This is a genomic window from Klebsiella sp. CN_Kp091 (assembly GCF_040065095.1).
GTDB classification, from domain to species: Bacteria; Pseudomonadota; Gammaproteobacteria; order Enterobacterales; family Enterobacteriaceae; genus Klebsiella; species Klebsiella aerogenes.
Genome location: NZ_JBEAIO010000049.1, coordinates 438,037 through 462,585 on the forward strand (window position 1 = coordinate 438,037; position 24,549 = coordinate 462,585).

General features: G+C 55.6%; 27 protein-coding genes and 2 pseudogenes. 9 read left to right on the plus strand and 20 right to left on the minus strand.

Annotated features, from left to right (window positions below):
* Positions 1 to 2 precede the first annotated feature (2 nt).
* From hpxX to hpxZ, 3 genes are read left to right on the plus strand one after another with little or no spacing between them, the layout of a single operon-like run.
* The gene (gene hpxX / locus ABLV17_RS22690) at positions 3 to 191 is read left to right on the plus strand and encodes an oxalurate catabolism protein HpxX (protein WP_348854670.1); all 189 of its coding nucleotides are present in this window, start codon (positions 3 to 5) and stop codon (positions 189 to 191) included.
* Complete coding sequence (locus ABLV17_RS22695) at positions 188 to 1,585, plus strand: AtzE family amidohydrolase (RefSeq protein ID WP_348854671.1); 1,398 nt, start codon at positions 188 to 190, stop codon at positions 1,583 to 1,585. Before hpxX ends, ABLV17_RS22695 begins: the two co-directional genes overlap by 4 nt.
* A complete protein-coding gene (gene hpxZ, locus ABLV17_RS22700; RefSeq protein WP_348854672.1) occupies positions 1,582 to 1,971 on the plus strand; it encodes an oxalurate catabolism protein HpxZ in 390 nt (129 codons plus the stop codon). The genes ABLV17_RS22695 and hpxZ overlap by 4 nt, the downstream gene beginning before the upstream one ends.
* A gap of 678 nt (positions 1,972 to 2,649) precedes the next feature.
* Here the strand turns inward: hpxZ and puuE are convergent.
* The 3 genes and pseudogenes from puuE to ABLV17_RS22715 form a co-directional block, all read right to left on the minus strand.
* Entirely contained in the window at positions 2,650 to 3,582 is a 933-nt protein-coding gene (gene puuE, locus ABLV17_RS22705; protein ID WP_015705419.1) for an allantoinase PuuE, read from the minus strand.
* A pseudogene (hpxA, locus tag ABLV17_RS22710) lies at positions 3,473 to 4,338 on the minus strand (allantoin racemase). Before hpxA ends, puuE begins: the two are co-directional and overlap by 110 nt.
* On the minus strand, positions 4,338 to 5,054 hold the full coding sequence (locus tag ABLV17_RS22715) for a GntR family transcriptional regulator (protein ID WP_015705421.1): 717 nt from the start codon (positions 5,052 to 5,054) through the stop codon (positions 4,338 to 4,340). Before ABLV17_RS22715 ends, hpxA begins: the two are co-directional and overlap by 1 nt.
* A 143-nt stretch (positions 5,055 to 5,197) precedes the next feature.
* On the opposite strand from ABLV17_RS22715, the gene ABLV17_RS22720 reads away from it, so the two are divergent.
* Together ABLV17_RS22720 and guaD are read left to right on the plus strand one after the other, a co-directional pair.
* Complete coding sequence (locus ABLV17_RS22720; protein WP_015366599.1) at positions 5,198 to 6,694, plus strand: NCS1 family nucleobase:cation symporter-1; 1,497 nt, start codon at positions 5,198 to 5,200, stop codon at positions 6,692 to 6,694.
* 84 nt (positions 6,695 to 6,778) lie between these two features.
* On the plus strand, positions 6,779 to 8,092 hold the full coding sequence (guaD, locus tag ABLV17_RS22725) for a guanine deaminase (RefSeq protein WP_348854673.1): 1,314 nt from the start codon (positions 6,779 to 6,781) through the stop codon (positions 8,090 to 8,092).
* 43 nt (positions 8,093 to 8,135) lie between these two features.
* On the opposite strand, the gene uraH is transcribed toward guaD, so the two are convergent.
* Genes uraH through ABLV17_RS22740 form a run of 3 tightly spaced genes read right to left on the minus strand, consistent with a single transcriptional unit; the run spans position 8,136 to position 10,319 of the window.
* Positions 8,136 to 8,462 carry a hydroxyisourate hydrolase gene (gene uraH, locus ABLV17_RS22730; protein WP_316423904.1) on the minus strand — a complete coding sequence of 109 codons (327 nt, stop codon included), beginning with the start codon at positions 8,460 to 8,462 and terminating at the stop codon, positions 8,136 to 8,138.
* A complete protein-coding gene (uraD, locus tag ABLV17_RS22735) occupies positions 8,459 to 8,959 on the minus strand; it encodes a 2-oxo-4-hydroxy-4-carboxy-5-ureidoimidazoline decarboxylase (protein ID WP_348854674.1) in 501 nt (166 codons plus the stop codon). The genes uraH and uraD overlap by 4 nt, the downstream gene beginning before the upstream one ends.
* Entirely contained in the window at positions 8,937 to 10,319 is a 1,383-nt protein-coding gene (locus tag ABLV17_RS22740) for a nucleobase:cation symporter-2 family protein (protein ID WP_308958836.1), read from the minus strand. The genes uraD and ABLV17_RS22740 overlap by 23 nt, the downstream gene beginning before the upstream one ends.
* 359 nt (positions 10,320 to 10,678) lie before the next feature.
* Between ABLV17_RS22740 and hpxO the strand changes: the two genes are divergently transcribed.
* Positions 10,679 to 11,833, plus strand: a complete 1,155-nt coding sequence (gene hpxO, locus ABLV17_RS22745) for an FAD-dependent urate hydroxylase HpxO (RefSeq protein WP_348854675.1) — start codon at positions 10,679 to 10,681, stop codon at positions 11,831 to 11,833.
* Here hpxO and hpxR read toward each other — a convergent pair.
* The gene (hpxR, locus tag ABLV17_RS22750) at positions 11,812 to 12,747 is read right to left on the minus strand and encodes a LysR family hpxDE operon transcriptional regulator HpxR (protein WP_047048397.1); all 936 of its coding nucleotides are present in this window, start codon (positions 12,745 to 12,747) and stop codon (positions 11,812 to 11,814) included. The two genes, hpxO and hpxR, sit on opposite strands and share 22 nt — an antisense overlap.
* A gap of 125 nt (positions 12,748 to 12,872) precedes the next feature.
* On the opposite strand from hpxR, the gene hpxD reads away from it, so the two are divergent.
* Both hpxD and ABLV17_RS22760 read left to right on the plus strand, forming a co-directional pair.
* Positions 12,873 to 13,910, plus strand: a complete 1,038-nt coding sequence (gene hpxD, locus ABLV17_RS22755; RefSeq protein ID WP_308959019.1) for a molybdenum cofactor-independent xanthine hydroxylase subunit HpxD — start codon at positions 12,873 to 12,875, stop codon at positions 13,908 to 13,910.
* A gap of 15 nt (positions 13,911 to 13,925) precedes the next feature.
* Entirely contained in the window at positions 13,926 to 14,894 is a 969-nt protein-coding gene (locus tag ABLV17_RS22760) for a PDR/VanB family oxidoreductase (RefSeq protein WP_113373368.1), read from the plus strand.
* A gap of 39 nt (positions 14,895 to 14,933) precedes the next feature.
* Here ABLV17_RS22760 and ABLV17_RS22765 read toward each other — a convergent pair whose 3' ends face one another.
* From ABLV17_RS22765 to ABLV17_RS22775, 3 genes and pseudogenes are all read right to left on the minus strand, one after another.
* Positions 14,934 to 15,539, minus strand: coding sequence for a hypothetical protein (locus ABLV17_RS22765; protein WP_308959017.1), 606 nt, complete (start codon positions 15,537 to 15,539; stop codon positions 14,934 to 14,936).
* Between the two features lie 40 nt (positions 15,540 to 15,579).
* The gene (locus tag ABLV17_RS22770) at positions 15,580 to 16,497 is read right to left on the minus strand and encodes a mechanosensitive ion channel domain-containing protein (RefSeq protein WP_228302249.1); all 918 of its coding nucleotides are present in this window, start codon (positions 16,495 to 16,497) and stop codon (positions 15,580 to 15,582) included.
* A pseudogene (locus tag ABLV17_RS22775) lies at positions 16,419 to 16,839 on the minus strand (hypothetical protein). Before ABLV17_RS22775 ends, ABLV17_RS22770 begins: the two are co-directional and overlap by 79 nt.
* 224 nt (positions 16,840 to 17,063) lie before the next feature.
* On the opposite strand from ABLV17_RS22775, the gene ivy reads away from it, so the two are divergent.
* Positions 17,064 to 17,513: an Ivy family C-type lysozyme inhibitor gene (gene ivy / locus ABLV17_RS22780; RefSeq protein ID WP_047049054.1), complete on the plus strand. Its 450-nt coding sequence runs from the start codon at positions 17,064 to 17,066 to the stop codon at positions 17,511 to 17,513.
* A 57-nt stretch (positions 17,514 to 17,570) separates the two neighbouring features.
* Here the strand turns inward: ivy and ABLV17_RS22785 are convergent, their stop codons facing one another.
* The 10 genes from ABLV17_RS22785 to ABLV17_RS22830 form a co-directional block, all read right to left on the minus strand.
* Positions 17,571 to 17,762 (minus strand): hypothetical protein, encoded by a 192-nt coding sequence (locus ABLV17_RS22785; RefSeq protein ID WP_113373367.1) that lies wholly within the window; start codon positions 17,760 to 17,762, stop codon positions 17,571 to 17,573.
* A complete protein-coding gene (locus ABLV17_RS22790; protein WP_049059877.1) occupies positions 17,762 to 18,094 on the minus strand; it encodes a thioredoxin family protein in 333 nt (110 codons plus the stop codon). Before ABLV17_RS22790 ends, ABLV17_RS22785 begins: the two co-directional genes overlap by 1 nt.
* A gap of 74 nt (positions 18,095 to 18,168) precedes the next feature.
* On the minus strand, positions 18,169 to 18,561 hold the full coding sequence (locus ABLV17_RS22795) for a DUF4150 domain-containing protein (RefSeq protein WP_015366584.1): 393 nt from the start codon (positions 18,559 to 18,561) through the stop codon (positions 18,169 to 18,171).
* 10 nt (positions 18,562 to 18,571) lie between these two features.
* A complete protein-coding gene (locus ABLV17_RS22800; RefSeq protein WP_020078770.1) occupies positions 18,572 to 19,177 on the minus strand; it encodes a DUF3540 domain-containing protein in 606 nt (201 codons plus the stop codon).
* 11 nt (positions 19,178 to 19,188) lie between these two features.
* Positions 19,189 to 20,259, minus strand: coding sequence for a pentapeptide repeat-containing protein (locus ABLV17_RS22805; protein WP_113373366.1), 1,071 nt, complete (start codon positions 20,257 to 20,259; stop codon positions 19,189 to 19,191).
* Entirely contained in the window at positions 20,256 to 22,796 is a 2,541-nt protein-coding gene (locus ABLV17_RS22810) for a DUF2169 domain-containing protein (RefSeq protein ID WP_113373365.1), read from the minus strand. The genes ABLV17_RS22805 and ABLV17_RS22810 overlap by 4 nt, the downstream gene beginning before the upstream one ends.
* Positions 22,797 to 22,841: 45 nt before the next feature.
* Entirely contained in the window at positions 22,842 to 23,213 is a 372-nt protein-coding gene (locus tag ABLV17_RS22815) for a hypothetical protein (RefSeq protein WP_045394322.1), read from the minus strand.
* Positions 23,214 to 23,232: 19 nt separating this feature from the next.
* Positions 23,233 to 23,613, minus strand: a complete 381-nt coding sequence (locus tag ABLV17_RS22820) for a DUF3592 domain-containing protein (RefSeq protein ID WP_308959010.1) — start codon at positions 23,611 to 23,613, stop codon at positions 23,233 to 23,235.
* Between the two features lie 33 nt (positions 23,614 to 23,646).
* Positions 23,647 to 24,024: a hypothetical protein gene (locus ABLV17_RS22825; RefSeq protein ID WP_308959009.1), complete on the minus strand. Its 378-nt coding sequence runs from the start codon at positions 24,022 to 24,024 to the stop codon at positions 23,647 to 23,649.
* Positions 24,025 to 24,153: 129 nt separating this feature from the next.
* Complete coding sequence (locus tag ABLV17_RS22830; protein ID WP_308959008.1) at positions 24,154 to 24,543, minus strand: hypothetical protein; 390 nt, start codon at positions 24,541 to 24,543, stop codon at positions 24,154 to 24,156.
* Positions 24,544 to 24,549 lie beyond the last annotated feature (6 nt).

A 24,549-nucleotide genomic window follows, 5' to 3' on the forward strand; every position in this document is an offset into this window, starting at 1 on the left:
GCATGAAACAAACCGAAAAAGAGTGGCGCGACTGGCTTCGACAGATGGAGCAGATCCTCGCCCTTGAACTGAATGAATCGCGCCGCGCTGAGCTGCTGGCGCAATTTCGCCGCATTGCCGATATGGCTGAACCGCTGATGGCCTATCCGCTCGATCAGCGTCTGGAAATCGCCGGAGTGTATAAAGCATGAAGCTACATCAGATGACCATTGCCGACATTCAGCAGTCGCTGAGTCGCGGTGAATTTAGCGCCAGAGAGCTGGCTCGCCAGACGCTTGATGATATTGCGCAAAGTAACCCGCGGCTCAATGCCTGGACGACTGTCACCGGGAAACGGATGCTCGACGAAGCGGACGCCATTGATGCCCTACGGCGCACGAATCAGCCGCTGCCTGCGCTGGCAGGCATTCCCTACGCGGTCAAAAATCTGTTTGATGTCGCGGGGGAAACCACACTCGCCGGCGCCCAACTGTTCAGCGATAACCCGCCTGCCCGCGTCGATAGCTGGGCAGTAAGTCAAATCCATACCGCAGGCGGCCTGCTCAGCGGGATGCTGAATATGGACGCCTATGCTTACGGTTTTACTACGGAAAACAGCCACTATGGCGCGACGCGCAATCCGCACGATCTTAACCGCATTGCCGGCGGATCCTCCGGCGGCTCAGCGGCGGCGGTCGCCGCCGGGCTGGTTAATTTCTCGCTCGGTAGCGACACCAATGGTTCAATCCGCGTTCCGGCATCCCTGAGCGGGATTTTTGGTCTCAAGCCAACCTTCGGCCGTCTGTCGCGTACCGGCAGCCACCCTTTTGTTCCCAGCCTCGATCATATTGGTCCGTTTGCCCGTACGGTAGAGGATTTAGCCACAGTCTACGATGTTCTTCAGGGGCGAGACGTTAATGACGGTTTTCAGGCCGAACGCGGCGTCACCCCAGCTACGCCGCATCTGCAATATGGCCTCCAGGGGCTGCGTTGCGCGGTTTTAGGCGGCTATTTCAGCCGCTGGTGCGATGACGATGCCCGCGCGGCGGTGGCTCGCGTCGCCCGCTATCTCGAAGCCTCTGAAGAGTATCTCTTCCCCGAGGCGGAGCTGGCGCGCGCTTCTGCTTTTATCATTAGCGCTTCTGAAGGCGGAAACCAGTACCTGCCAGCCTTACGGCGTGAGCCGGAGCGCTTTGAACCGCACTCGCGCGAACGTCTGCTGGCGGGTGCGATGATCCCTTCCGCCTGGTACCTGCAGGCGCAGCGCTTCCGTCGGCACGCCCAGCAGCAAGTCGCGTCGCTATTCACCCATGCCGACGTGCTCATCGCCCCGGCAACACCATGCAGCGCCACGCTTATTGGCGAGCAGACGATGGAGATCAACGGCGAGTCTTTACCGATACGCGCCAGCATGGGCATGCTCACTCAACCAATCTCCTTTATCGGTCTGCCGGTGGTAACCGTCCCGCTACGTACAGCGACAGGGCTGCCTGTCGGGGTGCAGTTAATTGCCGCACCGTTTAATGAACAGGCCTGTCTGCGCGCCGCCTATGCGCTGGAAGCGATGGGAATAACCGATTCCCGCCCGGTGGAGGTAGCCGCATGATCGCGTCGCAAGAAATCAATATTCCGCAGGTGGTCGCTGAAGTAACGGCGGCCTTTTATCGCTATGAACAGGCACTGGTGAGTAACGATATCGCGGTGCTGGATGCGTTGTTCTGGCACGATACGCGCACGGTTCGCCTCGGCGCCGGAGAGAATCTGTATGGTATTGATGAGATCCGCGGCTTCCGCGCCGCGCGCCCTGCCGCAGGGCTTGCGCGGGAGTTACGCCATACGGTGATCACCACCTATGGGGAGGATTATGCGGTATGCAGTACCGAGTTCACCCGTGAAGGCAGCGATCGTATCGGCCGTCAGCAGCAAACCTGGGTTCGGTTTGCCTGCGGCTGGCGTATCGTTGCCGCACAGGTTAGTTTGATGGGACATTGATGCCGTTGTCGCCCCCTGCTTGCGCTGCGCTTAGCAGGCCTACAGATCACATGCCGGCGTAGATACTGTTATCGATTTGCAACGGTTTTGGTCTGGGAAAAACATGTGCTTTGTGTTAATTCTGAGCACATTGCGCTCCAGGTTAATTTTTCCGCAATATGTTTTCCGTGGCGCTGGGAGCGCACAGAGGGCGGCCAGTCGCCGCCGCCCCCTGTACCCCCGGGCTCTGGCCGCCAAAATCGCCACTTCGTGGTTCCTTCGACTAATCCCTGCAGGCTTCGGGTCGGGCCGAGGCAGCGTCCCTGCAAATCACGGCCCTCAGCCCGCATCCATGCGGGCTGCCCCGACCTTCCGGGAACGTCTCAGCGATTTTGAGGCCACCAACACCGCAGTTTCAGTAGCCATTTACAAGATAGAGATCTTAAGCTCACAATGGCACGGACCGTAGATACTGTTATCGATTTGCAACTTTTTTAAGAGGTTTTCCCGGACGCGGCGCGTTGCGCCTTCTCCGGGCTACCAAATCGCATTGTGCTGTAGCCCCGGTAAGCGGCAGCGCCACCGGGGATTTTGAGGCTACCAACACCGGCAGTATAAATTAAAGGCAGGCCGCACGGACCGTAGGTCGGGTAAGGCGTTAGCCGCCACCCGACAAATAACGGCGCAATGGGTCTGCCGCTATGGCTGGTACGGATGCACCTGCCGCCAGTGGTCGGCAATCTGCTGGCGGGTACAAATCCACACGCGCTCATGCTGCTGCACGTAATCGAGAAAACGTTGCAGAGCGCGAAAGCGTCCAGGGCGGCCCAGCAACCGGCAGTGCATGCCGATAGACATCATTTTCGGCGACGTTTCACCCTCCGCGTACAGCACATCAAAACTGTCTTTCAGATAGGTATAAAACTGTTCAGCGGTATTAAACCCCTGAGCGGTGGCAAAGCGCATATCGTTGGCATCGAGCGTGTAAGGCACGATGAGATGCGGTTTACGCTGCCCGTCGGCGCAAGGCACTTCCGTCCAGAACGGCAAATCATCGCCATAATAGTCGCTGTCGTAATCAAATCCGCCATGTTCGACCACCAGTTGCCGGGTGTTAGGGCTATCGCGCCCTGTGTACCAGCCGGTGGGCGGTTTGCCAAACAGGTCGGTCAGCACCTGCACCGCTTTATGCAGATGGTCGCGCTCCTGTTCAATCGCCATATGCTGATAGTGGATCCAACGCCACCCGTGGCTGACCACATCGTAGTTGGCCGCTTTGATCGCCGCGACGATATCCGGATGACGCGCCAGCGCCATTGCCACGCCAAACACCGTCAGCGGTAACCCCCGCTCCTGAAAGGCATGATGGATACGCCAGAAACCCGCGCGGCTGCCATATTCATACAATGAGTCCATCGACATATGGCGGTCGGGATAGCTGGCAGCGCCGATGATATCGGAGAGAAACTGTTCAGAACCCGCATCGCCGTGCAGGACGTGATTCTCGGCGCCTTCTTCGTAATTAAGCACAAACTGCACCGCGATACGCGCCTGGTTTGGCCACTGCGCGTGCGGCGGCTTTCCCGCGTAGCCGCGCAAATCGCGCGGATATAATTCTGCTGCTGGTATCATCTCCCACCCCTTCATTTAATCATTAAACACGGCAAATTTACCGCTAAGCGTTTTACGTTCCGGATAAGCTAAATCGCCGTGCTTGCTGGTTGTCAGGCCTAGCGACACCAGAGATTCCACCATCTTCACCGCCGCGCTGATGCCATCAATAACGGGTACCTGAAGTTCCCGGGTCAGTTGCTGCGCCAGGGTCGCCATGCCGCCGCAGCCCAGCACGATAGCGCCGCAGCCATCCTCCTGTAGCGCCTGAATACAGCGGGCGCGTACTTTTTCCTGCGCCACGCCGCTGCCATCTTCCAGCGCCAGCACCGGTAGATCGATCGCATGCAGACCGGCGCAATGCTCATGGAAACCATACTGATGTAGCAGATGGCGAGCGATAATCAGCGTGCGCGGTAAGGTAGTGACCACCGAGAAGCGGGTAGCGACCAGCGTCGCCATATGCATCGCCGCCTCGGCAATACCAATAACCGGTCCCTGGGCCAGTTCACGGGCGGCCAGTAATCCCGGATCGCCAAAACAGGCGATAACGTGCCCGGAAACGCCCTGCTGCCGCCCGGCTTTTATTTGCTCCAGCACGCCGACGGCGGCGATGGCTTCGTCAAAATGCCCTTCAATCGACGGCACGCCGTCTGGTGGACAGACCGCGACAATATCGGTTCCTGGCGACGCCGCGGCGCGGGCCGCCTCGGCGATGGTTTGCGTCATACCGGGATCGGTATTGGGATTGATAACTTGTATACAGATGGTGGACATTACCGCTCCTTATAGCCGGCGAACAGCCGGGCGAAATCGGGAACCGACTCCCCCGTGCGGGAAAAACATAAACTGGCAACGATGTGTTCAAAGTGATGGTTGAGCGCCTCGGTCAGCGCGGTTAGCGCTTTTTCGCGCAGCAGGCCGACAAGGCGCTCGTGGTCATCGCAGCGGCACCCCTGCCGCCACGGCGCGCCCCAGGCGGCAATCACCAGCGATGAGCGTTGACTGAGCCGGGTGACCATCTCCGTTAGCACCTGGTTGCCGGAAATGGCCTGTAACTGAATATGAAAATTAGCGGAATGGCGGATAGCCGCCGGGCCATCATAGGCCTCATGCGCCAGTTGCTCCTGCTGAATAATGGCTTCCAGCGCCGCCAGATGCGGAGGCTGGCAGCGTTGCAGTACATCCGGCAGATTCGCCACTTCCAGTAGCGCGCGGGTGCGGAATATTTCCCGTGCCTCGTCGACCGTCGGACTGGCGACCTGTGCACCACGTTTGGGCGTTAATGTCACCATTTGCACAGCGGCGAGTCGTTGCAGCGCTTTGCGTACCCCCGTGCGGCTGACGCCGAACACCTCCGCCAGCGCCTCTTCCGGCAATTTGCTGCCCGGCAGCAGCTGTTGCTCGACAATCGCGGTCAGCAAGGCTTCGTAGATAGACTCATCCTTGTCATGCAGTCCGGCTGCGGCCTGCAGCGGATTTTCATTGCCCATTGGTCCACTCCACTTTCCATTTCGATATCAAATCGTATACATAAAATAAATATTTTGTATACAAGATTAACTATTCTGGCCTGGATCCTGCAACGCCTTCCGCTATCAACGGCAAAACGTTTGTCTTCAGAGGAGCAGGATCCATGCCAAATACACAAAACACGCATCAGCTCAACGCCGGAGACCCGGCATCAGGCTACAGCCCGCGTCTTTGCAACGAGGATCTGGCGCCGACGCGCGAGCAAAACTGGAACTGGTACAACATTTTTTCTTTCTGGATGTCGGACGTGCATAGCATGGGCGGCTATGTGGTGGCGGCGAGTTTCTTTACGCTGGGTCTGGCGAGCTGGCAGGTGCTTATCTGTCTGTTAGCCGGAATTGTTATCGTCCAGCTTTGCGCCAATCTGGTGGCCAAACCCAGCCAGATTGCCGGCGTGCCCTATGCGGTCATCTGCCGTCAGGCGTTCGGCGTCTTCGGCGCCAATATTCCAGCGGTGATACGCGGGCTGATTGCTTTCGCCTGGTACGGGATCCAAACTTATCTGGCTGCGAACGCCTTAATGCTGGTGCTGCTGAAGTTCTGGCCCTCGCTGGCGGCAATGACGCAAACGTCATTGCTGGGTCTTTCATCGCTTGGCTGGATCTGTTTCGCCACCATGTGGCTGTTGCAGGCGATGGTGTTCTGGCACGGCATGAGCGCGATTAAGCGCTTTATTGATATCGCCGGCCCGGCGGTATATGTGGTGATGCTGGCGCTGGCGGGCTGGATTGTATACAAGACAGGCCTCGATGGTATCTCCTTTACCCTCGCCAGTAAGACACTGACCGCCGGTGAGCAAAGCTGGCAGATGATCACCGCCACCGCGCTGGTGGTCTCTTACTTCTCCGGTCCGCTGCTCAATTTTGGCGATTTCTCCCGTTACGCCAGAAGCATGGGCGAAATTCGCCGCGGCAACCGCTGGGGGCTGCCGTTTAACTTCCTGCTGTTCTCGGTAGTGACCGTAGTAATCGTCTCCGGGACGCAATCTTTATTTGGCCGGATGATCACCGATCCGATTGAAACGGTGAGCCATGTGGGTAACGATCTGGCGGTGGCCATCGGCCTGCTGACCATGATCACCGCCACTATCGGCATCAATATTGTCGCCAACTTCGTCTCGCCGGCATTTGATTTTTCCAACTGCGCGCCGCAAAAAATCAGTTTCCGCACCGGCGGGATGATTGCCGCCGTCGGCTCGATACTGCTCACCCCGTGGAACCTGTTTAACTCCCCTGAGCTTATCCACTACACCCTGGATGTATTGGGAGCGTTTATCGGGCCGTTGTTTGGCATTCTGCTGGTTGATTTCTATTTGATTAAACGCGGACAGGTATCGATCGACGATCTTTTCGATGATACCCCGAAAGGCAAATACTGGTACCGCAACGGCTTTAACCCGAAGGCCATCGCCGCGCTGCTGCCCTCGGTGGCGGTCGGCCTGATTATCAGCTTTATTCCCGCTCTGCATGAGGTGGCCAATTTTAGCTGGTTCATCGGCGTGCTGCTAAGCGGCAGCCTGTATCGCTGGATTGCCCGCGACGAGCGGCAGGCTGCTTCCTCCGCCCGCTTTACCCCCGGCGCGTTGGCGCAGAAAGAATAATCCCAACCGGCCGCGGCGCCTGCCGCGGCTTCCTGGCATTAAATTTGCACAACGGATACATCACCACTCAAATAAGGCGGCACCATGCTGGAATACCACACCGCGCTACGCGGTGCGTTTTTTGATATTAGCCAACCCGCCGCCAGCGCTGACGATATCGCCCGCTACGCGCGATATATTGATGATGGCGTGCTGTTTATTTACGCCGGGAAGATTCAGGCGCTACTGCCATGGCAGGAAGGCGAAGCATTACTCGATCCACATAAAGGCTATCGCGATCTGCGCGGCAAACTGCTACTGCCGGGGTTTGTCGACGCCCATATTCATTATCCTCAAACCGAAATGATCGGCGCCTTTGGCGAACAGCTGCTGGAATGGCTGACCACTTATACCTTTCCGGTGGAAAGCCAGTTTGCCGATGAACGGTACGCGGCAGATATCGCCCGTTTTTTTGTCAACCAGTTGCTCAGCCATGGCACCACCACCGCGCTGGTGTTTTGTACGCTTCATCCGGCGTCCGTGGAGGCTCTGTTTACCGAGGCATTACGTCTGAACATGCGCCTGCTGGCCGGTAAGGTGATGATGGATCGCCATACGCCGGAGTATTTAACTGAAACCGCCGAACAAAGCTATTGCCAGACCCGCGAACTGATCCAGCGCTGGCACCGGCGCGGCCGTCTGGGCTACGCTATTACGCCGCGTTTCGCTCCCACTTCCACACCGGAGCTGCTACAAGCAGTTCAGCGGCTGCGGGAGGAGTTTCCTGATACCTGGCTGCATACCCATCTGAGTGAAAACCTTAATGAAATCGCGTGGGTAAAGCAGTTATGGCCGGAGCATGAGCACTATCTTGATGTTTATCATCACTATCAATTGACCGGTGCGCGCAGCGTCTTCGCCCACGGGATCCATCTGGCGGAGAAAGAGTGGCGGTGTTTGCATGAGACCGGTTCGGCAATCGCCTTTTGCCCGACGTCAAACCTGTTTCTAGGTAGCGGTCTATTTCGCCTGCCCGCCAGCTGGCAACATCAGGTCCGGATTGGCATCGGCAGCGATGTTGGCGCCGGAACCACCTTCAGCCTACTGCGCACCCTCGGCGAGGCCTATAAAGTGGCGCAGCTACAGAGCTATCGCCTGCGCGCTAGCGAAGCGTTTTATCATGCGACGTTGGGCGGCGCGCATGCGTTACGCCTGGATGACAAAATTGGTAATTTCCAGTCGGGAAAAGAGGCCGATTTGGTGGTTATCGACCCGGCGGTAACGCCGCTACAAAAGCTGCGCGGCGCACGCTGTCATGATGTCTATGAGCAGCTGTTCGTATTGATGACCTTAGGCGATGAACGGAACATTAGTGAAACCTGGGTCAATGGCGAACAGGTATGGTGTAACGAAGGCTGAACCGCTGCCCGGCGCTTCATTCTGACCGGGCGGCGGACTCAACTTAACTTCCGCGATAGGTCGACCAGCCGCCGGGGGCAATTAAAAATGGCAGATGAAAATGGTCTTTGTCATCAATGGTAATCATAAAATCGATCTGCGCCTGCCGGTACAGGGTCTGGCGTCCATCGCGCGCAAACCACGATTGCAGTTCGGCCACCAGCTGATAGTTGCCGGGACGCAGTTGTCCCGTCGCCAGCTCGCCCAGGCGGCCATGGCTGTCTGTCACGCCTGATGCCAGGCTGCGCCCTTCGCATAACAGGGTGACCGCCACGCCTTGTGCAGGCTTGCCGGTAGAAATATCAAGAATATGGGTGCTCAGGGTGATCATTCGCTAATAACTCCCGCCAGTCTGAGTAAGGTGATTTCACGTAATTGTTCCAGCGCCGCTTCAATTTCCTGCGCGTCATTATGGGTCAGCCGTTGGGTCAGCGCCTGCAGGATTTCGGCGGCGCTGCGCCCTTTGGCGCGGATTAGAAACACGCGGTCAAAGCGGGCTTCGTAACGGGCGTTCCCTTCTTTCAGCGCCCGGGCGATAGCGGCATCGTCGGCATTAACCTCCGCCTGCTCCTGGCGAGACAGCGCGGCATGCGCTTCCCCGCCCGTCGGCTTTTCCCCGATCCGCGGATGGGCGCAGAGCGCCCGCGCCAGTTCTGCCTCTCCCCAGTGCTGCATCAGCTGTTGTGCGCGGTCCGTTAAGGCCGTCAGTGTGGCATAGGGCCGCTCCAGCGCCAGCGCTTCGCGCCAGGCGGGGAGCGCCACGCAGGGTTCAAGCTGGCGAATGGCTTCCGCCTGCGGCAGCTGATTAAAGTGGTTGAGTGTTATCATCATTGCTCCTTGCCGCTGCCGTCATGGCGGCTTTCTCTTGCGGAATAATCAGATTCAGTACAATCGCCACCAGCCCACCGCTGGTGGCCGCAGATCCAAACAGGTTGCCGATGATAGGCGGGAAATGGGCAAGGAAAGCGGGAACCGCCTCAATGCCGAGGCCAAAACCAAATGCCAGGCCAACAATCAGCATATCGCGGCGGGTTAGCGGGTTCTGGGTGATGATGCGGATCCCGGCCGCCACGACACAGCCAAACATGACCATCGTCGCGCCGCCTAACACCGGCGTGGGGATCTGGCGCAGGATCTCGCCAAAGGGAGGAAACAGCCCAAGCAGAATCAGCAATACGCCAATATAACGCCCGACATAGCGGCTGGCGACGCCGGTCATCTGGATGACGCCGTTATTCTGCGCGAAGGTGGTATTGGGAAACGCGCAGATCGCCGCGGCGATCAGGCAGCTAATGCCATCCGCGAGGATCCCGCCTTTCAGGCGTGAGCGAAACGCGCCATCATCGATGGACTGTTTTGAGATCAGGCAGTTGGCGGTTAAATCGCCGACGGCTTCAAGAATGCAGACCAGCGACACCAGCGCGACCGGTAAAAAGATGGCGCTATTAAACTGAAAGCCAAAAGGAAAGAGCGCCGGCAGACGAAACCAGCTCTCGCCGACCGGCGCCAGATGAAATTTCCCGCTCAACGCGGCGGCGATACAGCCCACCGCCATGCCGATGACCACCGACGATAAACGCAGCCAGCGGTTTTTCGCGCAGCTTAATAACACGATAATCCCTAAGGTCACGCCGCCCAATGCGATATTGCCCGGGCTGGCGAAATCCTTCGCGTGCTCGCCGCCGCTCCAGTTAATAATACTGACCTTTATCAGGCTAATGCCGATCAGCGCAATGACGCTGCCGGTAATAATCGGGGTAAAGAGTTTTTTCAGCGGTTCGATAAAGCGGCTGACGACGACCGGTACCAGCGCGGCAACAACGTTAACACCGAACAGCATGGCCATAATGTCCTGCGGGCCGCCACCCTGTGCTTTTACCCACATGCCGCCGGCAATCGCTACGCCGAGAAAAGCGAAGCTGGTGCCCTGCATACAGATCATGCCCGCACCGATCCCCCAGACGCGGTTAGCCTGAAGAAAGGTGCCAATCCCCGAAGCCATTAGCGACATACTAATTAAATATGGCAGCCATTCGCCAAGCCCTAGCGCGGCGCCAATAATCAGCGGCGGCGTAATAATGCCGACCAGCCCTGCCAGCACGTGCTGTAAGGCGCTAAAAAAAGCCGGTAGCGGCGGGATGCGCTGCTCCAGGCCATAAAGCAGGTTGCTGTTCTTTTCATCAGACATGGGGTCACCGTCTCGTCGTGGATAAGCGTTGACGATGTAGTGCACAAAGCAGGCCACATTGCTGGCTCCCTCTATCTTTACTCACCTAAAAATCGTTTTATCTTTTATTTATCAGTGAAATAGCTAAATTAAAGAGCGGGTGTTCTGTAACGAACGTTGGCGCGGGGCGTTGAAACTTTTGATTCCTTAATTCACTAAAAGAAATCTTTGATTCATAAAAAGGCAACATAATCGCAACTTTGCCCTTCTTTGGTGCACCTTTCCGCCATCACCCGTCCGTTTACCGCTGATTTCGCAGGTTCTGCTACCTGGTACGCAAATTGCTGAACCCCTTAAACAACACACCTAAGGGGAAGACAATGAAAGCAATCGTGATTGGCGCGGGAATCGGCGGGTTGAGCGCCGCGGTGGCGCTACGTAATGCAGGCATCGCCTGCGAAGTGTTCGAAGCGGTAAAAGAGATTAAGCCGGTTGGCGCCGCGATCTCTATCTGGCCCAACGGCGTCAAGTGTATGAACCGCCTGGGGATGGGCGAGATCATCGACGCTTATGGCGGCCCGATGCATTATCTGGCGTATAAGGAGTATCAACGCGGGGAAACACTCACCCGCTTCAGCCTAGCGCCGCTGGTAGAACGTACGCAGGGCCGCCCTTCGCCTGTGTCGCGAACGGAACTGCAGCGCGAGATGCTCGATTTCTGGGGGCGTGAGCAGGTGCAGTTCGACAAGCGGGTCACCCGCGTGGAGGAGCATACCGACGGCGTAACCGTCCGGTTTACCGATGGTAGCGAGGCGCACGGCGATGTGGTTATCGCCGCCGATGGCAGCCATTCGGCGCTGCGGCCATATGTGCTCGGCTATACGCCGGAACGCCGCTATGCCGGTTACGTTAACTGGAATGGTCTGGTCGATATTGATGAGTCCATTGCTCCCGCCGATCAGTGGACGACGTTTGTTGGCGAAGGGAAACGCGTGTCGCTGATGCCGGTGGCGGGCGGACGTTTCTACTTCTTCTTCGATGTGCCGTTGCCGGCCGGATTAGCGGAAGATCGCCTCACCCTGCGCGACGATTTAACCCGCTACTTCGCCGGCTGGGCGCCGCCGGTGCAAAAGCTTATCGCCGTACTCGACCCGCAGACCACCAATCGGATAGAAATTCACGATATTGAACCTTTTGATAAGCTGGTGCGTGGCAAGGTGGCGCTACTGGGCGATGCCGGGCACAGCACCACGCCGGATATCGGCCAGGGCGGCTGCGCGGCGATGGAGGACGCGGTCGTGCTGGGTAATGTACTGCGCGACAATAGCGATATTGTCACCGCGCTGCGCCAGTACGAAGTATTGCGTTGTGAACGGGTGCGTGACCTGGTGCTCAAAGCGCGTAAACGCTGTGATATCACCCACGGTAAGGATATGGCGTTAACCAAAGCCTGGTACCAGGAACTGAAAACGGAAACCGGCGAGCGTATTATCAACGGCTTGTGCGAAACCATTCAGGGCGGGCCATTAGGCTGAGAGTGAGCAGCGCTACGCATCTCCTCCATCACCAGCGTTAGTTTTTGAATCGCCATTTGCGCCGGACGAGATAGCTGGCGCGATGGCGCGGTGCATAGCGCCAGAGTCAAAGGCCGCAGCAGCTTATTACGCAGCGGCACAAACGCCAGCGAACCGTTGTTTACCTCGTCCTGCACGTCCAGCAGGCTCAGGACCGCCACCCCGCCGCCTTTAAGCACCAGCGATTTAATCAGACGAATATCATTGCAGCTAACGGTGTTGGGCGGCGAAAAATCATAATGGCGATAGAGCATTGTCACCCGGTCATGCACTATTAACGGCGCGCCGGGAATAATATGCCGTTCATCGCTAAGTTCCCCCAGCGAGATCGCGGGCGCAGCGGCAAAAGGATGGTGCGGATGCAGTACCACCCCGACTTCCATTTCAATAAACGCCAGTACGTTGAGACCCGCCTGACCTTCAGGATCGAGGATCAGACCAAAATCGACATCGGCCTGACGCACTCTGTCGCTGATGCTCTGGCTATCGGCGACCTGCAACATCAGTTCCAGCCACTCGCACTGGTTGATAATCTCTGCCAGCGCCGCGGCAAAACTCCCTTCGGCCAGCGCCTGCACCATACCGACATTCACCGTTCCGCGTTTTAGCCCCTGCAGTTCATCAAATTTCTGTTGGGTTACGCGAAACTCTTTTTGCCAGCGCAGCAGATTGTCATACAGCAACTCGCCTGCGGTGGTCATCCGCAAACCTTCCGGCAGCCGCTCAAACAGCGGCGTGCCGAAGGAAGCTTCAGCCTGCAGTATCTGGCGGTTAATCGCCGAAGCCGAAATATGCAGTTTTTCCGCCGCCCGACGCAGGCTGCCGCTGCGGGCCACTTCCATAAAATAGCGAGCAAAGCGTGAGAAAGGACTCATCGGTTACCTGTACTGATTTTTGCAACGGATAGCTGAATTAATGCTGATGGATGTCAACACCCTACTATGGCAACAATAAACTCACAACAACTAAACAATCAACTTAGCCATCAGGAAGCAAGACGATGAACAGACCACCGCTCGCGCCCCCCGCGCATTGCACCTTTGAACCTCAGGACTGGCTGCGGCTGGCAAAATGCTGGCATCCGGTGGCTCGCAGCGCTGATATCGGCCCGCAACCGGTGAAAGCCATCCTGCTGGATGAAAAACTGGTTATCTATCGCCTGCACGAACGAGTCGTGGTCGCCCGCGATGTCTGTCCCCACCGCGGGGTACCATTGACGTTAGGTTTTCATGACGAAGAAGGTATCATTTGCCCTTATCACGGCCTGCGCTTTGGGGAAGATGGCCGCTGTAACCGAATCCCCTCCAGCCCAAATCAGCCGATACCGGCGAAATTAAATCTGACCTGCTACGCGGCGGAAGAACACTATGGTCTGGTGTGGGTGTGTCTCGATTATGATGCTGACAATCCCCCGCGGTTACCGACCATGCCGCACTGGGCAGACGACGGATTCCAGCAACTGACCTGCCCGGCGTTTGAGGTCAATGGCTTTGCAGGCCGTCAGGTGGAAGGGTTTCTTGATGTGGCGCATTTTGCGTGGATCCATACCGACACCTTCGCCGATGCGGAGAATCAACAGGTTCCTGACTACCTGCCTGAGGAAACGGAAAACGGGTTTGTCGTCGACTACTGGAGTACGGTCGGCAATTATCCGGCAAGCGCCGGCTACCGCGCTCCGGAGGGATTTCAATGGCTGCGTCGCTTTGAGATGCATCTGCCCTTTACCGCTACCCTGACGATTCATTTCCCCGGAGAAGCCCGACTGGTAATAATGAATGCCGCCTCGCCCGTCTCATCACGGGTCACGCGAATGTTTGCCCCTATCGCCCGCAATTTCGACCTGCATGTGCCGGTGGAGGAAGTCTACGCTTTCAACCTTCGCGTGTTCGAAGAAGACCGGCTGATGGTTGAAAGCCAGCGCCCGGAGACGCTACCTCTGGATCTTACCCTGGAAGCACATATTCCAGCCGACCGTAGCTCAATTGCCTACCGTCGCGGCTTGAAGCGGCTGGGTTTCGGTGAGTTTTTCCTGGTCTGAGCAAGGAGTTATACGATGAGTAATCTGATTGAGGTGGTTGTCGATGGTCTCTGGCGTGAAGGCGAACATAATCTGGCGGTCAGGCTGGTAACGACTGACGGCGGTCCATTACCCGCATGGCAGCCCGGCGCCCATATCGATCTGCATCTGGCGAACGGCGTGACCCGTCAGTACTCACTCACCGGGAGCCACCGCAGGCTGGAACGTTATCTGATTTGCGTGGCGAGAGCGGCAGAATCGCGCGGCGGTTCGCGCTACATCCATGAGACGCTGCGACCGGGTCAGAGGCTGATGATTTCGCTACCACGAAACCAGTTTGTCCTGCAGACGGCGCGACATGTCACCCTGCTGGCCGCCGGGATTGGCATTACGCCGCTGTATAGCATGGCGCGGGCGTTAGCGGCGCAAGGAAAGCCATTTACCTTACAGTATTACCTCAACCGACGGGAAAACGGCGCCCTGGTAGCCGCGATTGCCCGCAAGCTGGCACCTGAAAACGTGAGGATTTATAGCTCAGCTAAAGGCGAGAGCCCGCGAGAAAATTTGCCTGGAAGGTTGAGCGTTCCTCATCGTGAAGATCGGCTTTACTTGTGTGGGCCGGCGGGATTTATGGCCGCCGCGCGCCAGGCGGCGGCCATACAAGGCTGGCAGGCTGAGCAGATCCATGAGGAGGCGTTTCAGGCGTCAATGCCCGCCAACGACGTTCGGCAGGAAGAGACGTTTACGGTGACGCTCGCCTCTTCTGGCCAGTGCTGGCCTGTCGCCGCCAATCAAACCATTGCGCAGGTATTGCAGGAAAATGGTGTGGCAGTGCCGCTCTCCTGTGAGATGGGGATTTGCGGCGCCTGTCTGACCAGGGTGGTTGAGGGAGAGGTGGATCATCGTGATACGGTGCAGTCAGCAGCAGAAAAATGCGCCATCGTGCAGCATGTCGCGCTGTGCTGCTCCCGCAGCCACAGCACGAATTTGCTCATTGATTTATAAAATAAGGCCAGGCTAAAACTGGCCTGTTGTCGCCCTTTTCTAACGTGAAGCGCGGCGCAGCGTCTGGCGCTGAATATTAAGCTGTTTTCGCCAGACCCTGTTATGTAGATAAAGGGCGTTTGCCCGGTAAAAAGTCTGGCTATTAATGCATCGGATACCGCCTAAAATGAATACTAGCCCCAGCACGGCGCTAATGAGAAATCCTGGTTTTAGTCCGGCGCCGAATAATGCCCCCAGGCAAACAGAAAGAAAATAAACAATCGCAACCAGACCGCTAAAAGCCATCAAAGCCAGTGATAATTTAAGCGCCAGAAAATTGCCTCTGGCAACGAAGTACATCGTCAGAACCATTATCAGACTATAAATTAGCGATACAGGCACAATCGCCGCCATCACGGCATACTGCGGCAGCCCAAATAGCTCGAACACCGCCAACCAGAGATAAGGTTGAGCTAGGGCAAAAGCGAACATGCTCAGAATCATAGCCCCTACCAGCGGTATTCCTGACATATGCCAGCCGACCGGAATACCCATCCGGTCTTTTAATCTGTCTTTAAGCTTTTCAAGCTGCTGCGGATCGCTGGTTTTTATTCTGTCCCTGACGGCCGCACTGAGCAGCAAACTGTATTTAATGAACTTCAGCATCCTCTGAACATCCTGTTGTCGAGATGGATATACGCGCCAATTATGGCCCTTCCGTCGACGGCGGTGTCGTCGTCCGTGAACTGTTTTCCTGCGATAAGCGCCAGAAATCATGCCCGGCGGGATACTGGTAAAGACGCAGTGAAAACTGCCCGGCCACGGCGGTAATGTATTCAAAAATAGCGGACTGGGTGTTCTCGTAATCCATCCACAGCGTCGAGGAGGTAAAGCAGTAGATTTCCAGCGGCAGCCCGGACGGCGACGGTTTTAACGTTCGCGCCACGATGTACATATCTTTAACGATATCTGGCCGTTCGGCGAGATAGCTCATCAGGTAATGGCGAAACAGCGTCAGGTTAGTCAACCCGTTATCAATAAACCAGCGATCCGCGACGCCGCCCGGATCCCGGCCATCCAGTAATTTACTGAGCGGCTCACTCACCCCGCGGATTGCCAGCATCGGGGTTAACATCTCCTGATTCAGGAAGGTCACCGAGTGCTGATCGATATTAATACTACGCATGATCCGCCGTGCGCCGGACGAGAACATCGCCTGCCAGTTGGTATACGTTTCTGTAAGGAAATTCTTGGTCGGAATACGCGAAATGGTGTTGTCCCAGTTACGGATAGTAATGGTATGCAGCGCGATATCCGTCACTTCCCCGCTCAGGTTCTTGTCGGGCATTTCGATCCAGTCGCCCAGTTGCAGCACATCGTTAGACGATAGCTGGACGTTGGCCACCAGCGATAGCAAGGTATGTTGAAACACTAACATCAGCACCGCCGCGACGGCGCCGAGGCTGGAAATGATAATCACCGGTGATTTATTCGACATCACGGCGAGGATCATAATTGCGGCCAGAATGTGAACTAAGATTTTGCCTATCTGGATATAGCCTTTGATGGAGTGGTTTTTGCGCTTGGTCTTACGCAGATAAGAGCTATTGACGATATCCAGCATTTCGTTGAAGAAGATCGACAGAAAAATAAAAAACAAAATTCCGCAGATGGTATTAATCGCCGTTACCAGCGATGCCGGCATATTGGGCATAAACTGCAGAACGTAGTAGACGATAATAACCGGAATGAAGTTTGACAGTTTCTCGGCGATACGGCGGTCTTTTTCCAGCGGTACGTCCTGCTTATGGCTGGCGAAGAACACCTTGCGTATCACTTTAATCAGCAAAAACTTGCATAAAAGATGGGCAAATATGCCGGAGACAACCAGCAGAATAAGGTTAAAGCCGATCGCCAGTGCCGGATTACTTTCAATAAACGTCAACAGATGATTCAAATACGCCATGCGTTATCGCCTGAATAAATATGCCCTTTTGTATTAGCCCTTCACTCTCGGCTATTAATACAAAAATTTAACCAATGTGCATCATGACATGTCAAAGCCGGATAAGTCCACGCTTTGCGCGGGCGATGACATTCATTGTATAAATATGTTCATTTGCATTAATGATGCTCTGCGCCCACTATTAAGGGGCCCGAAATGAGGACATATCAACTCCAGGAGGAAACATGTTCAAAGCACTTGCCGCCATCGTCGCACTCACCGCATCCGCCAGCGTTATGGCGCAAAGTGATGTCACGCTGACTTCACTTGCCAAAGATAATGCGACCAAAGCGTCGTTCAGCCAGATGGTGAAAGGCCATAAACTCCCGGCCTGGGTTAACAGCGGCGGTACCGGTTCTCCGGCACAGACCGTGAAACTGGGCTCTGAGTCCTGGCAGGTATTAAGCGCCTGTAAACCACACGATTGCGGAAGCGAACGTATCGCCGTGATCTGGTCGGAAAAATCCAAACAGATGTCGGGCGTTTTCTCGGTGGTTGATGAGAAGACATCGCAGGAAAAACTGACCTGGCTTAACGTCAGCGATGCGCTGTCGATTGATGGCAAAACCGTGCTGTTTGCCGCGCTGAGCGGCAGCCTTGAAAACCATCCTGACGCGTTTAACTATCCGCAATAAACAAAACCCCTGGCTATCCGTTGATAGTCAGGGGTTGCTCACCGTCTTCGCCGCTCTCTATCTGCGCTTCTGACGTAGTTTGCCCGCGAGAAGAGCCAACCGCTGGCTACGACAATAAATCGCGAACAGCACGAATCCCTGGCGGTTAAATATTAGCCGGCAACACAGTAATGCCAGCGCGGCGAACGCCCGGCCATGCTGCAGGAGATCGTAGAAGACGGGCCCCACTATCGGAGAAACTATCGACATCAGATGACGGCCTGGGCGCGAATTATCGCTGCCAAAATAGCGCTGAATGTTTGTGGGCCGCTGAGTCGCTCCACCACCTGACCATCGCGGAAAACAAGCGTATTGGGTAACCCCCAGACGCTATATTTCGCCGCCAGCACCGGAGCCTGAACGACATTTACTGTACCGACTAATACATCAGACGGTAGCCGGTCTGCCGCCTGGAGAAACAGACTTTCGCTGCTTTGACAAGGGCCGCACCACGGCGCATGAAAACGCACAACAGCCACGCCGTTATAGCGTTCAACTTGCGAGAAATTGTCTTCATTCCACTGAATAACGCTCGGATTCATTTTGACCCTTATAACTCTGCACAAAAAGTGATTCAGTTGGGCGATTGTAATCGTTTTCTCGCATAGCCGACAGCTTACGGCGCCAGCATCAATACCTTGAACTGGCTGGGGACGATGCGCATACCGACCGCATTTGTCGAATTTTGCAGGCTAACGCTGGTTAGACGCGTCGCCGGCGTGCCTTTCAGCAGCACGGTAAATGCGCCGGTCAGATGACGCGACGGCCCCATCACCGTACCTGACGCCACCCCGGTCGCCACGCCGGGGTTATCGCCGTTGGTGAGCGGCGTCACCGTCGCCATATTGTGCGCGGGCATGCCCATAAACAGAATATTGAGCGCGTTAGGGATCGCCGTCGGCCCCAGCGCGATGTCCGGATAGGGAATCGGCGTTGGCGCCGGCATCGGGGTCAGACAGACGTCGGGGAAGGCTAAATCGACACCGAATAGCTGGCAGTTGGCAAACATGATTAGCTCCTTAGCCCATGTGGATCTGTTCTGAATCGACTTTGGTGATCGCTTTTGAGGTGATAACCGTATTGTGCGCATGCAGGCGGGCGTAATCTTCCGCTTTCATATCCAGCTGCCCGGCGCGCACCTGCTCGGTCTGCCGGGTAGTGCGCAGCAGATTGTGGCTAATTTGCGTCACCGTTTGCCAGACCGATTCGGCGCGTTTGCCTACAATACGTGACAGTGTCACCCATGCCGAGAGCTTATCGCCGCTGTAGTTCATCTCGCTGATATGGCAGTCCCCCTGCGCGGCATTGACGCACAGGCGCTGACCGCTGAGGCTGAGTTCTCCCTGACTTTGAATATGCAGGTCACCCGGTACGCTGAGCTCCGCCTGGCGGCTTTCATCACGCTCCAGTACCGCTAACAGCCAGATCTGGTTGTCCACGCTGCTGATGAGTACGCGATCCCCAGCCTGCGGCGCGATCAGACAACTGACCGCACGCCGACAGTGCCAGCCGCGCCCTTCGCTCTCGACGGTCACGCTTCCGTCGGCAAAGCAATGGGTCACCGTGCCGGAAGCCTGCGCCGGCGGCATCGCCGCCTGGGCCAGTTTGTGATTAATGGTTGTCATCTGTTGTCTCCTTAACAACGGCTGTGGCGCTGGGCGCTCCACGCCTCAGCGACTAATAACTCTTCATCGTATTCCAGGATCCCCAGGCGGCCGGTAAGCAGCGCTTCGTCCTGGCGGGCGCGGTGCAGTCGGGTGCGGGAAAAGGTCGCGCCGCGCAGATCCGCCTGGCGCAGGTCGGCGGCGGAAAAATCGCTCCACGTCAGATCGCAGAGCGCGAATCGCGCCCCGGCGGCCTGAACCCGCTGTAAAACGCTCTGGAACAACCTGCTCTGGCTAAAGTCGGCCTGCTCCAGTATCGCGCCAACAAATATCGCCTGGTCGAACAGGCTGCCGCGACACTGGGCGCCGCGCAGATCGGCCTCCATAAACAGCGCCTGGCTGGCGTTCACCTGATTGAGCTCTGCTTCACGCAATGACGCGCCTTTGAAATTGCACTGGGTTAGCTGGGCGCCGTTAAACTTCGCGCCGTCCAGCGGACAATCGGTGAACTGGCAGCCGGTAAAACCCTGCCTTGAATAGTCTTTGCCGCGCTGATCGCACTGGAAAAACACCAGCCGGTCGCACTGCATTCCGTCCAGCGCGGTGTCCCGCAAATCGATATGATAAAAGGTGGTCAACAGACCGCGGCTTTGCGCAAAGCTGGCGTGAGTCAGATCAGCCTCATAAAACACGCTGCGTTCCTGCGTTGAACCGCGAAAACGGCTCCTGCTCATCTGGCAACGCATAAACTGGCTGCTTTGCAGCGTCGTCGCCGAAAAATCGCTCTCTTGCAGGTCGCACTGATTAAACACGCAACTATCAAGCGTGGTTTCGGCGGCATGAAGATGGGCCATTTCACACTGATTGAAGGTCGTCTGCTTAAGTTGGGCGCCTTGCAGCTGCAGGTTCTGCAGCTGGCACTCGGTAAACAGGGCTTCATGCAGATTGGCATTTTGCAGATTAGCGCCGCGTAGCGACACCTCCTGAAACAGACCGCCGGAGAGATCGCAGCCCTGCAGGTTGATACCATCCAGCGATATTTCATTGAGTGGCTCGCCGTTTTTGATGCGCTGAACGATCTCCTCCGGGCTCAGTATCGTCATATCACTTCTCCATCGCGCTTCGGCAGGGTTTTAATGCGTTTGGTCCATGCGCCGTCCAGCCGCGTGGTTTTACTGGTAAAGGATTGTGAAAGATCGGCGCGGAACAGATTGGCGCCTTCGAAATTGGCTCCGGCAAGCTGGCTTTTTTGCAGCAGCGCGCCCATCAGGTTGGCGTCGGTAAAATCGGCCTCGCGAAAATCGGTGCGAACAAACAGACTGCCGACCAGATTCGCGCGCACAAAGCTGGCATCACGGCAATCGGCCTCACTCAGATCGCTGTTTTCGATTTTTGCCAGCCCAAAGCGCGCGCCCTGTAATGGCGTCTGGCGCAAATTGCTCTGCTGCAGCGTCGCGTGGCTGAAGTCGGCGCCGATAAGTGAGCATTCCGAAACCGCAGCGCTGGCTAGCCATGTTGCAGCGCTAAAATCAGCGCGCTCCGCTATGGTCTGCACCAGCGAACAGCTTTCCAGCGTCGCCTGGTGGAAAATGGCATGCTCCAGTTCAGATTGTAAAAACGAGCATTTGTGCAGCCGCGCGTGGCTGAAATCAGGTTGTGCCAGCGTCAGTTCCATAAAGACGCAGCCATCCAGCTCGGCGCGCTGAAAACGGCAGTCAATCAGGCTGATTTCCCGAAGGATCAGCGTTTTTAGCGTCGCGTTATCGAAAATGCATTGCGCAAACAGCGCGTTCTGTAGCTGACTATCTTCAAAGCGAGCGCCGGTGAAGTCGCTTTGATGGCACTCCGCCAGTACCAGGCTGGCGCCGCTAAAATCACAGTTACGCAGCGACGAATGCTGTAGCTCCGTTCTGGCCAGCACGGCCCCCTGAAAAGAGGCGTTATCCAGCTGACAATGGCTGAGGTCCGCGCATTCCAGTAACGCCTTTTCAAAATTGGCGCCGCGAAAATCCATGCCAGAAAAATCAACGCCGGTCAGATCCATCCCGCTAAAATTGCCGCCCTGCGCCATGGTACGCTCGGCGCGCTGGCGCAGGATCATCGCCAGATCGCCCTTCAGTCGGACCGCCGGCGGCTGATGTTGCACCGCGGCCAGGTACATCTGATGTAGCGCCTCGCGCGTTTGCGCGCGCTTTTTCTCACTCAGTTCCTGCTGGTGCTGATGAAGCATCTCCTGCATCCGGTGCATGGATTCGGGGCCGCGCGGTTGGTTTTCATCGTTATTCAACTGCGGATATTGCGCCTCCATCTCACGCTTGCGCTGTTGTGCATCATTCTCCATTTCCTGCGCCTGACGCTCCATGTCGGCGATAAACTCCGGCAGGTCTTCAAGCTTAGGCAACGTGGGTTCGTCGATATCCGCCAACAGGCTATCGATATCACCGCCGCTGGCTTCGATGGCGGCGCGGTGTTGTTCACGCAGCAGACGGGCGCGGTTTTTCATATTCTCCTGCTGCGGACTCGGCGACTGTTCAATTTCATTGTCGATCCACGGGCCGATGGTCTCTTCCGGTATGAGATCCTTTTCGCGGAAGGAGAAGAGCGCGCCCTTCTCTTTATCCATTCGCTGGGCCAGTACCTTGCGATAGTGATTAAGCGAACGGGCGGCGCCCTCTTTTTCCAGCGCCGGGATCAGCTGCAGGACGTCGGCGGCATCGTCTTCATTGATACGAATGTGCCCCTGCCAGATAAGCATCATCTGTTCCCGATGGGGAAAGAACCATACCGTGGTGGCGCGTAAGGCAATTTCTTCGAATAGCGTTTCATCCGCGCGCTGGCGATGTATAAAACAGCGAGCCTGCCACGGCGGCAACTGGCCCTCCTGCATTGGTTTCTCAGGATGCATATTCCAGATCCGCCATTTCGCCCCTGGCGGCAAGGTATCCCGATCCTCCCACCATTGGTCCGGACTGGCGGCGTTAAAGACTTTCCAGTCAATATCGCGGGCAAACCCGGGAAACTCCTGTTGTAGCCAACTGGCATCATATTTTTTGCCCATTCGGCTAAAGCGCCGCGGCCACTGGATATCCAACGGGCCAAAACTTGCCGGTTGCGGTTTCTGCTGCGGCGAGCTTACTCTTCCCTCCAGCGGTTCAATATTCGGCAGAGGATGATGTTCGCGCCCCTGCTGTTTTACCGGCGCGACACCAAGACCGTGCGGGTTGTCGGCATAATCACCGCCGCCAAAGGCGCGGCTCCAGTCGAGGCGCATTTCGCTGAACGGCTGCGGTCGGGTCATACGTTGCCCCGCCCACTCGCGATCGCCGAACACCACCAACGACTTACTCAGTTTGTCGATATCGATGCGCGCCACGCAGGCGCTTTTTTCCTGCTGATGATGGGTATAGGCATAACCGGTGGCAAGAAATTCGGCGCGGACTTTAGGGATGGCCATATCCACCACGCCGCCGCTGGTTTGCAGTTCGTCGGCGGCAAGCTGCCACAGTTCCATCTCGGGGCGCAGCTGCGGGTTTGGCCCCATATCCGCCAACGCCAGCACCGAAACGCCAAGATAATTTTTGCCCTGCCAGCGGAATGGCCGGTTCAGTACGCTCAGACGTAAGGGTTTAATGATTTTCATATAGCCCTAATGCGATAGGTTCTTAAGGGGAATTGATGCTTAGCATCAGACATTACGATAATCGAGGTAGTAGAAATGTTGTGGGTCGTCCTGGTGAACGCGAATATTGATTAATTGATTCACCTGAACCTCAGATTGGTCTTGCGCGGGGAATATAACGCCGCGGATGCCCTGCAGTTCTTGCTCATGCCAATGATAACGAAGGGTCAAAATGGCTGAGTAGTGATTATTAATTCGCTGGTCGCGATCGTATTTGATCTGCAGGATGGTGGCCTTAACATTGACACCATTCATTTTCGTTTTTTTATCTTGTCGCGCAGAGCGTATATTCTGCATCGCAACCCAGGCCACAAAGAGCAATACTACCAGCGGAATGGCCCATGCCATGGTTAGCATTATGGTAGAGACGATTTCCATGTTATCTCCTGATTAGCTGTCACAAAAAAAGCGGCCTGTCATATAGCGCAATTCTCTGCGGGTTCGCCGGATCGTATTTAATCGTTGTGCCATTACCCGGCTTAAAACGCTCAATGTCGCTGAAATTCAGGGTGTAATTCAGGCTAGCCTGGACTTCCACCTGCTCGCGGGTCTTAAATTTAAAGGTGAGACGATAGACCGGTTTACTTCCGCTCCAGGCGCTGGTCTGGTGTGCGGCAATGATATCCGCGTTGACCGCAATGCCGGATTGCAGGACCTCACTGTGGGTGAAACTATCCTTTAAATACGGGTAAAAATCCTGATAAAGAAAACGGGCCATGGGATAGATACCAAACACCAGGACAATCAGCCCCATGACGACAAAAAAGAGTGTATCCATAGTGACAAGCCTTATTTGCTCATGGCTTACAATTTAATAATTGACAGCAATAACCGCTATCTTTACGGGCGTGTCATTACTGTACTTTACTGATAATAACATTCCTTTCTTTAATTTATGAATGTCATTAGGTCTCACAATGCCTTTCGCAATGTATTTTTTCACAGAACCGGTTATATTCGCACTAAAATAGAAATCATAAATATAATCATTGCCATACTTTGTTTCTGTCTGACGCCATGATTCTAGCGGAACCTGGATTGTTTGGCCGGGCCACTTATCTCTCGATAACCAGTTTTTAATTGCTGAGACTTCAGCTTTATTTGGTTTGAATGCAGCAAATGATATACCTAATGCTATGATTGTCATCACAATGCCAAAGATAAAAGATGGTTCTGTGATAACATTCATAGGGTTGCATCCGTGCTATTAACAAAAACCATCATCGATAGCTTACTCCATATTTCCAATTAGACATATTGTGAGTATTTTTAAGTGGCCATATGAATGACCACAGACATAGTAAGTCCAGCCGACTATTTATTCATAATCCACATCCATAACAGCCATTCGTTTTGGCGGAACGCCCTCATGCTTTATAGTTAATTGAAGCCCCGGTTTTAATTTTGGGATTTCTAAAGCACGTACTACGGCGGCAGCATTATACTGTTTTGTCGTACCCTCAATGTTCGCATCAAAGGTAAATACAAAATAATAATCGAAATTATTGGTCGCGTTAGTTTGACGCCAACTTACCAGAGATGCGTTTTTGATCTCACCGGGCCAGCGCTCACGGTTTAACCAGTTTTTTATTTCAGTAAGGTCCCCTCCCTGTCCTTTGAGACTTCGCAACGAACCGAACAATAGAAAAAAGCTAAATGCAACCGATGCAATGACAATTAACAAAGAGTGTTGATAAATAAAGTTCATTGTTAG

Coding starts and splice junctions, on each gene's coding strand:
- puuE (WP_015705419.1), bottom strand. CDS start 3,582: ATGATACCAGCAGCAGAATTATATCCGCGCGATTTGCGCGGCTACGCG.
- ABLV17_RS22810 (WP_113373365.1), bottom strand. CDS start 22,796: ATGAAAATCATTAAACCCTTACGTCTGAGCGTACTGAACCGGCCATTC.
- ABLV17_RS22720 (WP_015366599.1), top strand. CDS start 5,198: ATGCCAAATACACAAAACACGCATCAGCTCAACGCCGGAGACCCGGCA.
- hpxX (WP_348854670.1), top strand. CDS start 3: ATGAAACAAACCGAAAAAGAGTGGCGCGACTGGCTTCGACAGATGGAG.
- ABLV17_RS22765 (WP_308959017.1), bottom strand. CDS start 15,539: ATGCTGAAGTTCATTAAATACAGTTTGCTGCTCAGTGCGGCCGTCAGG.
- ABLV17_RS22805 (WP_113373366.1), bottom strand. CDS start 20,259: ATGACGATACTGAGCCCGGAGGAGATCGTTCAGCGCATCAAAAACGGC.
- ABLV17_RS22825 (WP_308959009.1), bottom strand. CDS start 24,024: ATGAATGTTATCACAGAACCATCTTTTATCTTTGGCATTGTGATGACA.
- ABLV17_RS22830 (WP_308959008.1), bottom strand. CDS start 24,543: ATGAACTTTATTTATCAACACTCTTTGTTAATTGTCATTGCATCGGTT.
- hpxD (WP_308959019.1), top strand. CDS start 12,873: ATGAACAGACCACCGCTCGCGCCCCCCGCGCATTGCACCTTTGAACCT.
- hpxZ (WP_348854672.1), top strand. CDS start 1,582: ATGATCGCGTCGCAAGAAATCAATATTCCGCAGGTGGTCGCTGAAGTA.
- hpxO (WP_348854675.1), top strand. CDS start 10,679: ATGAAAGCAATCGTGATTGGCGCGGGAATCGGCGGGTTGAGCGCCGCG.
- guaD (WP_348854673.1), top strand. CDS start 6,779: ATGCTGGAATACCACACCGCGCTACGCGGTGCGTTTTTTGATATTAGC.
- uraD (WP_348854674.1), bottom strand. CDS start 8,959: ATGATAACACTCAACCACTTTAATCAGCTGCCGCAGGCGGAAGCCATT.
- ABLV17_RS22715 (WP_015705421.1), bottom strand. CDS start 5,054: ATGGGCAATGAAAATCCGCTGCAGGCCGCAGCCGGACTGCATGACAAG.
- ABLV17_RS22795 (WP_015366584.1), bottom strand. CDS start 18,561: ATGTTTGCCAACTGCCAGCTATTCGGTGTCGATTTAGCCTTCCCCGAC.
- ABLV17_RS22790 (WP_049059877.1), bottom strand. CDS start 18,094: ATGAATCCGAGCGTTATTCAGTGGAATGAAGACAATTTCTCGCAAGTT.
- ABLV17_RS22820 (WP_308959010.1), bottom strand. CDS start 23,613: ATGGATACACTCTTTTTTGTCGTCATGGGGCTGATTGTCCTGGTGTTT.
- hpxR (WP_047048397.1), bottom strand. CDS start 12,747: ATGAGTCCTTTCTCACGCTTTGCTCGCTATTTTATGGAAGTGGCCCGC.
- ABLV17_RS22695 (WP_348854671.1), top strand. CDS start 188: ATGAAGCTACATCAGATGACCATTGCCGACATTCAGCAGTCGCTGAGT.
- ABLV17_RS22740 (WP_308958836.1), bottom strand. CDS start 10,319: ATGTCTGATGAAAAGAACAGCAACCTGCTTTATGGCCTGGAGCAGCGC.
- ABLV17_RS22815 (WP_045394322.1), bottom strand. CDS start 23,213: ATGGAAATCGTCTCTACCATAATGCTAACCATGGCATGGGCCATTCCG.
- ABLV17_RS22785 (WP_113373367.1), bottom strand. CDS start 17,762: ATGTCGATAGTTTCTCCGATAGTGGGGCCCGTCTTCTACGATCTCCTG.
- ABLV17_RS22760 (WP_113373368.1), top strand. CDS start 13,926: ATGAGTAATCTGATTGAGGTGGTTGTCGATGGTCTCTGGCGTGAAGGC.
- ABLV17_RS22800 (WP_020078770.1), bottom strand. CDS start 19,177: ATGACAACCATTAATCACAAACTGGCCCAGGCGGCGATGCCGCCGGCG.
- ivy (WP_047049054.1), top strand. CDS start 17,064: ATGTTCAAAGCACTTGCCGCCATCGTCGCACTCACCGCATCCGCCAGC.
- ABLV17_RS22770 (WP_228302249.1), bottom strand. CDS start 16,497: ATGCTGGATATCGTCAATAGCTCTTATCTGCGTAAGACCAAGCGCAAA.
- uraH (WP_316423904.1), bottom strand. CDS start 8,462: ATGATCACCCTGAGCACCCATATTCTTGATATTTCTACCGGCAAGCCT.